Annotated in this window: 12 protein-coding genes; 9 read left to right on the forward strand and 3 right to left on the reverse strand. The window is 62.6% G+C overall.

What is annotated here, in order from left to right:
• From VFF99_RS17425 to VFF99_RS17455, 7 genes are all read left to right on the forward strand, one after another.
• Positions 1–957: cupredoxin domain-containing protein (locus tag VFF99_RS17425; RefSeq protein ID WP_325020141.1), on the forward strand; the 957-nt coding region annotated here is incomplete at its 5' end.
• A gap of 117 nt (positions 958–1074) precedes the next feature.
• Positions 1075–3288 carry a 4Fe-4S binding protein gene (locus VFF99_RS17430; protein ID WP_325020143.1) on the forward strand — a complete coding sequence of 738 codons (2214 nt, stop codon included), beginning with the start codon at positions 1075–1077 and terminating at the stop codon, positions 3286–3288.
• Positions 3289–3328: 40 nt separating this feature from the next.
• A complete protein-coding gene (locus VFF99_RS17435; protein WP_325020159.1) occupies positions 3329–4579 on the forward strand; it encodes a nitrous oxide reductase family maturation protein NosD in 1251 nt (416 codons plus the stop codon).
• Entirely contained in the window at positions 4551–5471 is a 921-nt protein-coding gene (locus tag VFF99_RS17440; protein WP_325020145.1) for an ABC transporter ATP-binding protein, read from the forward strand. The genes VFF99_RS17435 and VFF99_RS17440 overlap by 29 nt, the downstream gene beginning before the upstream one ends.
• A complete protein-coding gene (locus tag VFF99_RS17445) occupies positions 5464–6288 on the forward strand; it encodes an ABC transporter permease (RefSeq protein WP_325020147.1) in 825 nt (274 codons plus the stop codon). Before VFF99_RS17440 ends, VFF99_RS17445 begins: the two co-directional genes overlap by 8 nt.
• Complete coding sequence (locus VFF99_RS17450; protein ID WP_325020149.1) at positions 6285–6815, forward strand: nitrous oxide reductase accessory protein NosL; 531 nt, start codon at positions 6285–6287, stop codon at positions 6813–6815. The genes VFF99_RS17445 and VFF99_RS17450 overlap by 4 nt, the downstream gene beginning before the upstream one ends.
• 5 nt (positions 6816–6820) lie before the next feature.
• A complete protein-coding gene (locus tag VFF99_RS17455; RefSeq protein ID WP_325020151.1) occupies positions 6821–7456 on the forward strand; it encodes a hypothetical protein in 636 nt (211 codons plus the stop codon).
• A gap of 224 nt (positions 7457–7680) precedes the next feature.
• Here VFF99_RS17455 and VFF99_RS17460 read toward each other — a convergent pair whose 3' ends face one another.
• From VFF99_RS17460 to VFF99_RS17470, 3 genes are all read right to left on the reverse strand, one after another.
• A complete protein-coding gene (locus VFF99_RS17460; protein ID WP_325020153.1) occupies positions 7681–8085 on the reverse strand; it encodes a VOC family protein in 405 nt (134 codons plus the stop codon).
• A gap of 15 nt (positions 8086–8100) precedes the next feature.
• Complete coding sequence (locus VFF99_RS17465) at positions 8101–8487, reverse strand: VOC family protein (RefSeq protein ID WP_325020155.1); 387 nt, start codon at positions 8485–8487, stop codon at positions 8101–8103.
• Positions 8488–8553: 66 nt separating this feature from the next.
• Positions 8554–9273, reverse strand: a complete 720-nt coding sequence (locus VFF99_RS17470) for an anaerobic ribonucleoside-triphosphate reductase activating protein (protein ID WP_414691554.1) — start codon at positions 9271–9273, stop codon at positions 8554–8556.
• Between the two features lie 321 nt (positions 9274–9594).
• Here VFF99_RS17470 and VFF99_RS17475 point away from each other — a divergent pair, with 321 nt between their 5' ends.
• The gene (locus VFF99_RS17475; RefSeq protein ID WP_325020163.1) at positions 9595–10851 is read left to right on the forward strand and encodes a nitrate/nitrite transporter; all 1257 of its coding nucleotides are present in this window, start codon (positions 9595–9597) and stop codon (positions 10849–10851) included.
• Between the two features lie 29 nt (positions 10852–10880).
• On the forward strand, positions 10881–12266 hold the full coding sequence (locus VFF99_RS17480; protein WP_325020157.1) for a NarK family nitrate/nitrite MFS transporter: 1386 nt from the start codon (positions 10881–10883) through the stop codon (positions 12264–12266).
• Positions 12267–12636: the final 370 nt, after the last annotated feature.

Below are 12636 nucleotides of genomic sequence, written 5' to 3' on the forward strand. Positions count from 1 at the left end.
GATCCGAAGACTGCCGTGACCTGCTACGTTCCTGTCGGCAAGAACCCGCACGGCGTCAACGCCAGTCCGGACGGCAAGTATTTCGTCTGCGCCGGCAAGTTGTCGCCGACCGGCACCGTGATCGAACTGGCACTGGTGCACAAATGGTTCGCCGGCGAGCTGGCGAAAGAGCGCGATGCTGTCGTCGCCGAAGTGGAAATTGGCCTTGGTCCGTTGCATACCGCATTTGATGACAAGGGCAATGCCTACACCTCGCTGTTCCTCGACAGCCAGCTCGTGAAATGGAACATCGAAAAGGCGATTGCCTTCGCCAAGGGTGACAAATCCGCCAAGTACGTCGTCGACCGCCTGGACGTGCACTATCAGCCCGGCCACGGCTTCACATCGATGGGCGAGACCAAGGAAGCGGACGGCAAGTACTTCAACTCGGGCAACAAGTTCTCGAAGGACCGCTTCCTGCCGGTCGGCCCGCTGCACCCGGAAACCGAGCAGCTGATCGACATCAGCGGCGAGAAACTGCGCCTGATCGCCGACCACACCGCATATCCGGAACCGCACGACGGCATCATCGTGCGCCGCGACGTGGTGAAGACCCGCAAGATCTACAACCTGGACGATTTTGCGAACAAGGTCACGCCGGAGAACATGGGCGTCGAGCGCAAGGGCAACAAGGTCAACGTGCGCATGATCTCGCAGGCACCGGCATTCAGCCTGCCGATCATCCGCGTCAAGAAGGGCGACGAAGTGACCCTCACCCTGACCAACCACGACAAGATCGAGGATCTGGCGCACGGCCTGGCCATCCCGAACTACAACATCAACTTCATCGTCAACCCACAGGAAACCAAGTCGGTGACCTTCAAGGCTGACAAGCCGGGCGCATTCTGGATCTACTGCACCCACTTCTGCCACGCGCTGCACCTCGAAATGCGCAGCCGCTTCCTGGTAGAGGCTTGATGTAACACTGCACCGCGCTCCCCCGGCGCGCGGTGCAGCATCTTTCCTGTCCTGACATCAACCGCCGGGGCTTCACTTTTTGCAGCGGGTTCATCGCGAACCCGGACTTGTCCGCCTATGAAATCCACGCTTGACCGCGCGCACTGGCTGCCGCACCTGCTCGTGCTGGTGGCAGCGTTGCTAGTCCTCTTGCCCTTGCCGCCTGCATCGGCGGCATCCATGTACGACACCGTCCTGTCCGACGCGCTGATGAACGGCCCGGACCTGTGCGCCGAAGCGCCCTGCGCGGACGTCTTGCCCGGGGCCCAGGAATTTTCCAAGCGCAAGGGGAGGCCCTCGTATGTCGAAGCCTATGCAAACGACAATGGACAGAAGCGCCTTGTAGGCTATGTTTTCCTGTCGACCGATATCGTCGACATCCCGGCGTATTCCGGCAAGCCGCTTGTCACCCTGATCGGCATGGACACGCAGGGCAAGATCGCCGGCGTGCGCATCCTCAAGCATTCCGAACCGATCCTGCTGGCCGGCATTCCCGAATCGGCGCTGGTCACCTTCATCCGCCAGTACCATGGCAAGGCAGCCGATGCCAAACTGGAAATCGGCCAGGGCCGCAGCGGCGTCACCGGCCTCGACGGCATCAGCGGCGCCACCGTGACCGCCATCGCCGAGAACCAGGCCATCTCGCGCAGCGCGTACGAAATCGCGCGCCAGGTCGGCATCATCAAGGCCGCGCCCCGCGCGCCCGCACGTTTCACCGCCATCGATGAAAAGCTCGACTGGGCCGCGCTGGTGAAAGAGGGCAGCATCGGGCACCTGCAGGTCGACCCGAAGGATGCCGGCGGCATCGAAAACGGCACGCCCTACATCGATTTGTACTTCGGCTACCTCAACGTGCCGACCATCGGCAAGAGCGTCCTCGGCGAATACGGCTACGCCAGCCTGATGCAAGACCTGAAGCCAAACGAGCATGCGATTTTCATTGTTGCCAACGGCCAGACCTCGTTCAAGGGATCGGGTTTCGTGCGCGGCGGCATCTACGACCGCATCCAGGTGCGGCAAGACCCGGCCTCGTTCACCTTCCGCGATACCGACTATTTCAACCTGTACCGTCTCAGCGCCGCGGGCACGCCGGAGTTCAAGGAATCGGCGATCTTCATCCTGCGCTCGGCCGATTTCAATCCCGCATGGCCCTGGGACCTGAGTTTCCTCGCTAACAAGATCGATACGCAGAAGGGCACCCGCACCTTCGCCCACTTCGACCGCGAATACTGGCTGCCGGCGCGTTACCTCGAAGGCGGCCGCCCGCATGTCGAGCGCCAGGAAGCGGCATGGAAGGCGATCTGGAAGGCGCGCACGGCCGAGATCGTGCTGTTCTCGCTGATCCTCGCCGCCACCGCCTTGCTGTACTCGCAACGCGACCGTCTCGTGCGCGCCTCCAACCGCAAGCACAAGCCCTTGATTTCGATCCCGCGCACCGTGCTGTGGATCGCCAGCGTCGGCTTCATCGGCTTTTTCCTGAAGGCGCAGCCCAGCATCACCCATGTGATGACCTGGTTCCACTCGCTGATCCACCAGTGGAAATGGGAGCTGTTCCTCTCGGACCCGTTCATCTTCATCTTTTGGTGGTTCATGATCGTCACCATCGTGCTGTGGGGACGCGGACTGTTCTGCGGCTGGCTGTGCCCCTTCGGCTCGCTGCAGCACCTGGCCTTCAAGGCCGGCCAATGGCTGGGGCTGAAGCGCTTCCAGCGCCTGCTGCCCAAGCCGTTGCATGACAAGTTGAAATGGGTGAAGTACGTCCTCTTCGCGGGCCTGGTGCTGGTGTCCTTCTATTCGATGGAAACCGCCGAGATGCTGGCCGAGGTCGAACCGTTCAAGACCACCTTCCTGGTCGGTGTGTGGAACCGTTCGTGGCCCTTCGCGGTCTTTGTAGGCGTGATTCTCGCGATCTCCATTCTCAGTGAACGTCCTTATTGCAAATACATCTGCCCGCTGGGCGCGGGCCTTGCCATTCCGGGCAAGTTCCGCCTGTTCGGCCTCAAGCGCAAGAGCGAATGCCAGACCTGCCACGCCTGCGCGGCCGGCTGCGGCTCGCATGCCATTGATGCCAAGGGCAATATCGACCAGAAGGAATGTCTGCTTTGCCTGGATTGCATGGTGATGTACTACGACGACCATGCCTGCCCGCCGCTGGTAAAGGAACGCAAGCAGCGCGAGAAGCAGGGCCTGCCCCTGACGCCGATCGATGCGAAGGGCTATTTCATTCCGCTGGAAAGCGTACGGCGCAACCTGTCCGAAAAAGCGGCGCAGATGAGCGCGCGGCAGGAGTAGGCACGTGCCTGGTGAGTGTCAACGTGGTATCAAGACGGCAATCCTGGCCCTGACCCTGGGCGCAGCCGGTCTGTGCAGCGCGGCGGTACTGAAGGTGGAGGCGGGCGGCTCGATCGCCGCCGCCATCCAGGCCGCCAGCGCCGGCGATACCATCGAGGTGGCACGCGGCGACTATGCCGAGCGTCTCGTCATCGACAAGCCGCTCACCCTGCGCGGCATCGGCCGGCCCACCATCCGCGGCGGCTTTTCCGGGGACGTGATCCGGGTGCGCGCCAGCGACGTCACCATCCAGGGTCTCATCGTGCGCGACAGCGGCATCGACCAGACCGGGCAGAACTCCGGCATCTACTTCGAGCCCGGCTCGCACCGCCCCTCGGTGCAGGACTGCGATGTGGTGTACAACCTGTTCGGCATCTGGATCGAGAAAGCCGACGACGCCCGCATCCAGCGCAATACCATCGTCGGCCGGCGCGACCTGCAGATGGCGGCGCGCGGCAACGGCATCCAGTTGTACAACTCGGCCAACGCCCACGTGCTGGACAACCACATCAGCCATGCCCGCGACGGCATCTACGTCGACCTGTCCAAGAAATCGATATTCCGCGGCAACCGCATCCACCACCTGCGTTACGGCACGCACTACATGAACACCCACTACAGCGTGTGGGAAAACAACGAGGTGTACATGAACCGCGGCGGCCTGGCGCTGATGGAAGTGCGCAACCTCACCGTGCGCAACAACATCGCCTGGAGCAACGCCGACCACGGCATCATGCTGCGCACGATCCAGGATTCGATCGTCGAAAACAATATCGTCGCCGGCAACGGCCGCGGCTTCTTCATCTACGACGCCGAATACAACACGGTCCGCGCCAACCTCGTCACGGGGAACGACGTCGGCGTGCACCTCTCGGCCGGTTCCGGCAACAACAAGGTCGACGGCAACGATTTCATCGACAACCGCCAACAGATCAAATACGTGGCATCGCGCGATGTCGAATGGGGCAAGGCGCGCGGCAATTACTGGAGCAATTACAGCGGCTGGGACCAGGACGGCGACGGCAAGGGCGATGTCGCCTACGAAGCGAACGATGTCGTGGACCGGCTCAACGGCCAGTATCCCTTGCTGAAACTGGTGCTGACCAGCCCGGCGATCCAGACGCTGCGCTTCGTCGCGCGGCAGTTCCCGGTGCTGCGCGCGCCCAGCGTGGTGGACAAACACCCGCGCATGCGCCCCTTGAACGAGGATTGGAGAAAATGGAATGACAAGCGTCCCCATCCAGGTGAATGAAGTCACCAAGCGCTTCGGCGACGTGCAGGCGCTGGACGGTGTCAGCCTGACGGTCGGCCAGGGCGAGATGTTCGGGCTGATCGGTCACAACGGCGCGGGCAAGAGCACGCTGTTCAAGCTGATGCTGGGCCTGATCCCGGTCTCGGGCGGCGACGTGCGCGTGCACGGCGTCTCCACCGCAGGCGCGGGCTTTCGCGACGTGCGGCGCCGCATCGGCTACCTGCCGGAAAACTTCGTCACCTACGACAACCTGACCGGGCTGGAAGTCCTGCGCCTGTTCGCCGATCTCAAGCGCGTACCGCGCCGGGAGTGCGAAGGGCTGCTGGAACGCGTCGGTCTCGGCGCCGCCGCCGGCCGTCGCGTGCGCGGCTATTCCAAAGGCATGCGCCAGCGGCTCGGCTTTGCGCAAGTCCTGCTCGGCAACCCCGACCTGATCTTCCTCGACGAGCCGACCAACGGGCTCGACGCGGAAGGTATCCACGATTTCTACCGCATCCTGCGCGAAGTACAGGGCATGGGCGCCACCATCGTCATTACCTCGCACATCCTGGCCGAGATCCAGGAGCGGGTCGACCGCCTGGTGATCCTGTCTTCCGGCCGCGTGGCCGCGCAGGGCACGATCCCGCAATTACGCGCACAGCTCGTGCTGCCCTCGGTGATCGAAGTCAGCCTGCATCCCGGCTACCAGCAGGAAGTGCACGGCGCGTTCGCCAGCGCCGAAGGACTGGAGATGCGCGTGGCCGACGATGTGGCCCGCATCTCCTGCCCGCCCTCGGAAAAGGTGGCGGTGCTGCAAGTCCTGTCCACGCTCGCGCATGCGGTGCGCGACATCAGCATCCGCGAGCCTTCGCTGGAAGACCTGTTCCTCGGCTATGGAGGCCATCATGCCTAAGTTCCTCGACTGCGCCCAGGTGCGCATCATCGCCGGCAAGGAATTCCGCGACCGCATCCGCAACCTGTGGGTGTTGTCGGTGGCGCTGATCTTTTCGCTGTTCGCGCTCGCCATCGCCTATTTCGGCACGGCGCAGCAAGGCACGGTCGGCTTCCGCGGTATCGACGTCACCATCGCCAGCCTCGTCAGCCTGGTCATCTACCTGGTGCCGCTGATCGCGCTCATCCTCGGCTACGACGCCGTGGTCGGCGAGCGCGAGCGCGGTTCGATGGAACTGTTGCTGTCGATGCCGATCACCCGTTCCGAAATCCTGCTCGGCAAGTACATCGGCCTGTCCGGCGCGCTTGCCGTGTCCACCCTGGCCGGCTTCGGGGCAGGGCTGTTGCCGATGGCATCGCAGCTGAGCACGGCGGACGTCTACCACTACGCCGGCTTCGTGCTGTCCGCGATCCTGATGGGCATGGCCTTCCTCAGCCTGTCGCTGCTGGTGTCGGTGCTGTCGTCCGACCGCATGCGCGCCTCCGGCATCGCGATTGCGTTGTGGTTCTTCTTCGTCCTGATCTTCGACCTGGTGCTGACCGGCGCGCTCGTGGTCAGCGACGGCAGCCTCGGCAGCGGCGTGTTCGGCGCGCTGCTCATGCTCAACCCGGCCGACATCTTCCGGCTGCTCAACATCTTCAGCTCCGAGCAGGTGCAATCCATGTACGGACTTGCCACCGTGATGCCGGCGCGACTGACCGATCCCGCGATCCTTACCGCCATCATGTGCGGCTGGATCACCGCCCCCTTCCTGATTGCACGATGGAGATTCAAATGAAAGCAACATCTTCCCGCCTCACCGCGCTGCGCAAGCCTTTACTGATCGCCGCGGTCGCGCTGCTTGCCGCCTGCGGCAAGGAAGTGGTACAGCTCGCCGCCATCGAACCGGACCAGGGCACCGCCTGCGCGCTGGACGGCATGGTGCTCAAGGATTACCCCGGCCCGAAGGCGCAGATCCACTTCAAGGAAGGCGCCCCGGAATTCTTCTGCGACATCCTCGAACTGTTTGGCATGCTGCTCGCTCCCGAGCAGAAGCGCGCGGTGGCCGGCGTGTTCGTGCAGGACATGGGCAAGGCCGATTGGGCGCAACCGAACGGTCACTGGATCGATGCGAAGTCGGCCTATTACGTGGTCGGCAGCAAGAAGCAGGGGTCGATGGGCCCCACCTTCGGCACCTTCGCCACGCAGTCCGACGCTGAAGCTTTCGCTGCGAAGGAGGGCGGCGGCGTTCACCGGTTTGAACAGATCACCCTCCAGATGCTCAACCAGCCGAAGCAGGGTGGCCACGACAGCAAGATGCACTGAACGCCATGATCGACGAACGCATTGACGAAGAAGAAGGCATGGACCCGGTGGCCATGCAGGCCCTGTATGCCAGGACGCTGTACCGGCTGCGCGAATCGCGCAAGGCCTTGCTGAAGCAGTACGGCGTCGACGAAGAGGCGCAGCTGCTCGAACGCATCCGCGACGGAGAGGTGGGCGAGCATCCTGCCTACGAGCATTGGCTCGGCGCGCAGATCATCGAACAGGGGCGCCAGCAACTGCGCGAGGAAATGATGGTGCGCTACGGCGGGAAGGCGCCGGAGACGGAAGATGCGGTCAGCCTGCATCTCATGTTCCAGGAAAGGATCGAGGATGCCTTCGCTGCGCGGCTGGCTGAACCGGTGCGCATGGCGCAGGACGCGCTGCTGTTGTCCTTCGATACCGGGTTGATGATGGAAGTGCGCTACCTCAGCGTCGATGCGTTCTCCGTGCACTGGACATGGGGCGAGGCGGAGCTGCGGCTCGATACCGCGCCTGTGCATGCGGGGACGGACAGGCATCTGCACCGGGACGACGGAAGTGTGACGGAAGACCCGGTGGGGGTGTGCAATGCAGACCCGTGGACGGGGTTCGCGCGGTTGATCGATGCGTTGCTGGTTGATCCGCTGCTCGGCGGAGATTGAGCAGGCATTAAAGGAATGTAGGGTGGGTAGAGCGAAGCGAAACCCACCGTGCGACCAGCCGAGGATTGGCATGGTGGGTTTCGCTCCGCTCTACCCACCCTACGGTTCTTTGTGTGCGTCCTGCGGTTCTGAATAAGGGACGGTAGGGCGGGTAGAGCGTCACCGAAACCCGCCAAGCGACCAGCCGAGGATGGCAAGGTGGGTTTCGCCGCGCTCTACCCACCCTACGGTTCGCTATTCGCATACGTCCCCGCCTCGAACGCAATCAAACAAAACCCATGCCCGAACGGATCGGAAAAGCTGATGCATGACGACCCGTTCCATTCCACGCATTCACTCTCGCGCACCGCGCCCGCAGCCTCTGCACGCTGAGCCGCGGCGAACACATCCTCCACCACGAAATCCATGTGCACCGGTGTCCAGTGCCGGCCGTAATCACGTCCCTCCGGCACGCCGCCGGCGAAGCGTGAACCCGGTGGATTCTGCAACAGGTAGATGACGGTGTTCGCGCCGGTCAACTCCGCCACCTCGCCGTCCATGGTACGGCTATGCGTCAGCCCAAGTGCGGCCGTATAAAAGCGTATCGCCGGTTCCAGTTCCGGTACGTCGATGTTCACCAGTACGCGCATTGCCGGTCCTTTCCGTCAGGGCCTACGCGCATAACTCACCGTCAGCATTTCCCACTGATGCCCGTCAGGCACGTTCCAGTAGACGATGCTGCCGCCATGCGCGGTGTTCACCGTGTAATCGATCGGACCGTGGACGTTGCTGCGGTAGGAAATGCCCGCGGCTTGGATACGAGAGAGAATCGCATCGAATTCCGCCTGGCTCACCCGGAAACAGAAGTGGATCAACGGAATCGGCTCCGGCCATTCGTCAAAGTCGAAGGTCAGTCCGTCGTTGACGAAGACTGCGGAGAACGGCCCGATATGGGTCTCAGACCAGGGCACGTCAAGCAGCCCGGCAAGCTGTCTTGCCGCGGCGATCTTGTTGACGGAAGGTACGAGGATATGGTCGAGCTGGACTGCCATGCCGCGCTCCTGTCATTGCCGATACCACCAATGTAGCAGGCTGCGGGCAGGGCAGTGTGCGCTGGGTCAGGCCGGGCGGTAGCTGAACTTCTCAAACATACCCGACACCTGCTGCACCAGCCCGTCGCTCGGATAGCCGGCCACCGCGGTTGCCTTCAGTTCCTTGGTGCGGCAACCCTGTGCGCGGAAGCTTTGCAGCGTGTAGTCTTTCACGCCCATCGCCGCCAGTGTGCGGGCCATGTCGAGGATGTCCTCTTCCGACAGCAAGGTAGGATGGACCGTCGTCCGGAATTCGTAATCAACGCCGCTGGCCAGCACCGCCTCTGCGCAGGCCAGCGCTTGCAGGCCGCTGTCGGCAATGCCGGTGACTTTTTCATACTGCGCGAACGGCGCCTTGATGTCGAGCGCAACCCAGTCCACCTGCGGCAGGATTTCACGCAGGCGCTGCGGGTAGGAGCCGCCGGTGTGCAGACCGATCTGGAAGCCGAGCTTGCGCACATCCTTGATCGCGCTGCCGAGCGCCGGATCGAGCGTGGGTTCGCCGCCGCTGAAGACGACGGCGTCGACCAGTCCCACCCGTTTTTCAAGCAGGCCGAGCACCTTGCTCCACTGCAGCGGGCTCTTTTGCAGGCGCAGCTGCAGGTGCGGGTTATGGCAGTAGCCGCATGCCCACGGGCAGCCCTGCACGAAAATAACCGCGGCGAGCTTGCCGGGGTAGTCGGTTGCGGTGAACGGCGTGACACCGCCCACTTTCAGCATGCGCTGCGCGGATTCGGCCGCTTGTATGCGCGGGCCGCTCGCCAGGGTACTTGCGCTCATGGATTTCTCTTGCGGAGTTCGGGGGACAGAATCGGTGCGTCATCCTAGATTTCTGGCAAGAAACCTTCCTTGATCCTGGTCAAAAATGCCCGGGAAGGCGTGTTATCCCCTAGTCCTTTCTGACTATCCGCGCGATTCCGCGCCTATCCCCTTCGAACGACCGGACTAAGCCGACTGCCTTTGCCGGATACCCCTCCGGCCAATAGTGCCTTGACTGTTGCCCACGTAACCTTCCGACATCGCGTCAATCATCGAGGGAGGTATGTCGTGGCCGACAACGTTGCGAGTATGAAGGGCAGGCAGGTTTCGGTACTGGCGAGCAGCACGTTCGCTTTCACCATCTGCTTTGCGGTCTGGATGATGTTTGCCGTCCTTGGCATTCCCATCAAGACCAAACTGGGCTTGAACGAAACACAGTTCGGCCTGCTGGCGGCGACACCGGTGCTGACCGGTTCGCTGGTGCGCGTGCCGCTGGGTATCTGGACCGACAAGTTCGGCGGCCGGATCGTGCTGTTCGTGCTGATGCTGTCGACGGTGCTCCCGATCTGGCTGATCGGCGCCGCCACCGAGTACTGGCACTTCCTGGTGCTCGGCCTCTTCGTCGGCCTGGCAGGCGGATCCTTTTCGGTAGGCACGCCCTATGTCGCGCGCTGGTTCCAGCCGGAACGCCGCGGCCTGGCGATGGGCATCTTCGGCGCCGGCAATTCCGGATCGGCACTGACCAAGTTCGTCGCACCGGCGATCATCGCCGCCTTCGGCTGGGAATTCCTGCCCAAGGTCTATGCGATCGCCATGCTGGCGACGGCACTGATTTTCTGGTTCTTCAGCTACACCGACAAGTCGCATGTCGTCGCTTCCAACGTCAGCTTCGTGGAACAGATGAAGATGCTGAAGGACCCGCGTGTCTGGCGCTACTGCCAGTACTACTCCGTGGTCTTCGGCGGCTACGTGGCGCTGGCGCTGTGGATGACCAAGTACTACGTCTCCGAATACGGCTTCGACATGAAGCTGGCCGCGCTGCTGGCCGCCTGCTTCTCTCTGCCCGGCGGCGTGCTGCGCGCGCTCGGCGGCTGGATCTCGGACAAGTACGGCGCCTACAAGGTCACCTGGTATGTGATGTGGGTGTGCTGGGTGGCGTTCTTCCTGCTGTCTTATCCGCAGACTTCGATGGTGGTCAAGACCGTCAACGGCGACATGACGATGAACATCGGCATCAACGCCTGGTTCTTCACCTTCCTGCTGTTCGTGGTCGGCGTCGCCACCGCGATCGGCAAGGCATCGGTCTTCAAGTTCATTTCGGACGACTTCAGCCACAACATCGGCGCGGTGTCCGGCGTGGTCGGCCTCGCCGGCGGCCTCGGCGGATTCATCCTGCCGATCATGTTCGGCGCCCTGGTCGACCTGACCGGCATCCGTTCCAGCGCTTTCATGCTCCTGTACGGCACCGTTTGCGTATCGCTGGTGTGGATGCATTTCTCGTTCAAACCCGAGCGGGGAACGCCGGAGGTGTCCGACGTTCCCGTGCCGCTCGCCAAGGCGGCATGAGCTGTCACATTCGATAAGAGGAGAACAACGTGAGCAAATACCTGATCAGCCACTGGGAGCCGGAAACGCCGACTTTCTGGGTATCCAAGGGCAAATCGACCGCCAACCGCAATCTGTGGATCTCGATCCCGGCGCTGCTGCTGGCCTTCGCCGTGTGGATGGTGTGGAGCGTGGTGGTGGTGAACCTGCCCAACATCGGCTTCCAGTACAGCACCAACCAGCTGTTCTGGCTGGCCGCGCTGCCCGGCCTGTCGGGCGCGACGCTGCGCATTTTCTACTCGTTCATGGTGCCGATCTTCGGCGGCCGCAAGTGGACGACCATCTCGACCGCATCGCTGATGATCCCCGCCATCGGCATCGGCTTCGCGGTGCAGGACCCGAACACCGGCTATCCGACCATGCTGGTGCTGGCGTTGTTGTGCGGCTTCGGCGGCGGTAACTTTGCCTCCTCCATGGCCAACATCAGCTTCTTCTTCCCGAAGGCGCAGAAGGGCTACGCGCTCGGCATGAATGCCGGCCTGGGCAACCTTGGCGTGTCGGTGGTGCAGTTCGTGGTGCCGCTGGTGATCACCGCCGGCATCTTCGGCGCGCTCGGCGGCGATCCGCAAACCTGGACCAAGGCAGGCGAGACCAAGCAGATGTGGCTGCAGAACGCCGGCTTCATCTGGGTGCCGTTCATCGCCATGACCACCGTGGCTGCCTGGCTCGGTATGAATGACTTGGCCTCCGCCAGCGCATCGTTCTCGGAACAGGCCGTGATCTTCAAGCGCAAGCACAACTGGCTGATGTGCTGGCTCTACATCGGCACCTTCGGTTCCTTCATCGGCTACTCCGCCGGTTTCCCGATGCTGATCAAGTCGCAATTCCCGGACGTGAACCCGCTGCAATACGCCTACCTCGGGCCGCTCGTCGGCGCGCTGGCACGCGTGGCGGGCGGCTGGGTTTCCGACAAGCTGGGTGGCGCCGTCGTCACCTTCTGGACCTTCATCGTGATGATCCTGGCCGTGATCGGCGTCATCAGCTTCCTGCCGGACGGCGGATCGGCCGGCCATTTCAACGGCTTCTTCTGGATGTTCATGCTGCTGTTCGCCGGCACGGGTGTCGGTAACGCCTCTACCTTCCGCATGATCCCGGTGATCTTCATGACCGAGCGCCAGCGCGCGGCGGCGGGCAAGGGCGCGCGTGCCGAAGCGCAGGCCATCGTGGACGCCAACAAGGAAGCGGCCGCAGTGCTTGGATTCTCCTCGGCCGTCGGGGCCTATGGCGCCTTCTTCATTCCGAAGAGCTACGGCACCTCGATCGCCATGACCGGCGGGCCGATTGCGGCGCTGTGGTGCTTTATTGCGTTTTACGTTACCTGCATTGCCATTACGTGGTGGTGCTACTCGCGGAAGAACGCGCCGATGCCTTGCTGATGCGATGCGCTGGTGGGTTTCGCTTCGCTCTACCCACCCTACAGTCCTTTATGAACATGGTGGGTTTCGCTTCGCTCTACCCACCCGACGGTTCTTTATGGACGATGGCCACTGACGGCTCCTTATAAAGGACGGTAGGGTGGGTAGAGCGCCAGCGAAACCCACCATGCACCCCGGAACACGACATAGTCCAAAAGAACTATCCCACCTAATACCAACGCAGGCAGCAAACCGACTTCTTGCGAATAGGAAGGCCGAGGGTGGCTACGTAGACTTCACCCAGAGCCAAAGCAGTTACAACAAGGCGCCTCGAAAAAGGCGCACGTATGGAGAAACCATGAGTCACTTTCTGGACCGCCTGAAATTCTTC

The sequence above is a fragment of the Noviherbaspirillum sp. genome, from assembly GCF_035654295.1.
Classification (GTDB): domain Bacteria; phylum Pseudomonadota; class Gammaproteobacteria; order Burkholderiales; family Burkholderiaceae_D; genus Noviherbaspirillum.

What these genes read in the sequence shown, in the direction of transcription:
- VFF99_RS17465 (WP_325020155.1), bottom strand. Translation starts at nt 8,487, where the DNA reads ATGGCAGTCCAGCTCGACCATATCCTCGTACCTTCCGTCAACAAGATC.
- VFF99_RS17475 (WP_325020163.1), top strand. Translation starts at nt 9,595, where the DNA reads ATGAAGGGCAGGCAGGTTTCGGTACTGGCGAGCAGCACGTTCGCTTTC.
- VFF99_RS17450 (WP_325020149.1), top strand. Translation starts at nt 6,285, where the DNA reads ATGAAAGCAACATCTTCCCGCCTCACCGCGCTGCGCAAGCCTTTACTG.
- VFF99_RS17460 (WP_325020153.1), bottom strand. Translation starts at nt 8,085, where the DNA reads ATGCGCGTACTGGTGAACATCGACGTACCGGAACTGGAACCGGCGATA.
- VFF99_RS17455 (WP_325020151.1), top strand. Translation starts at nt 6,821, where the DNA reads ATGATCGACGAACGCATTGACGAAGAAGAAGGCATGGACCCGGTGGCC.
- VFF99_RS17440 (WP_325020145.1), top strand. Translation starts at nt 4,551, where the DNA reads ATGACAAGCGTCCCCATCCAGGTGAATGAAGTCACCAAGCGCTTCGGC.
- VFF99_RS17445 (WP_325020147.1), top strand. Translation starts at nt 5,464, where the DNA reads ATGCCTAAGTTCCTCGACTGCGCCCAGGTGCGCATCATCGCCGGCAAG.
- VFF99_RS17430 (WP_325020143.1), top strand. Translation starts at nt 1,075, where the DNA reads ATGAAATCCACGCTTGACCGCGCGCACTGGCTGCCGCACCTGCTCGTG.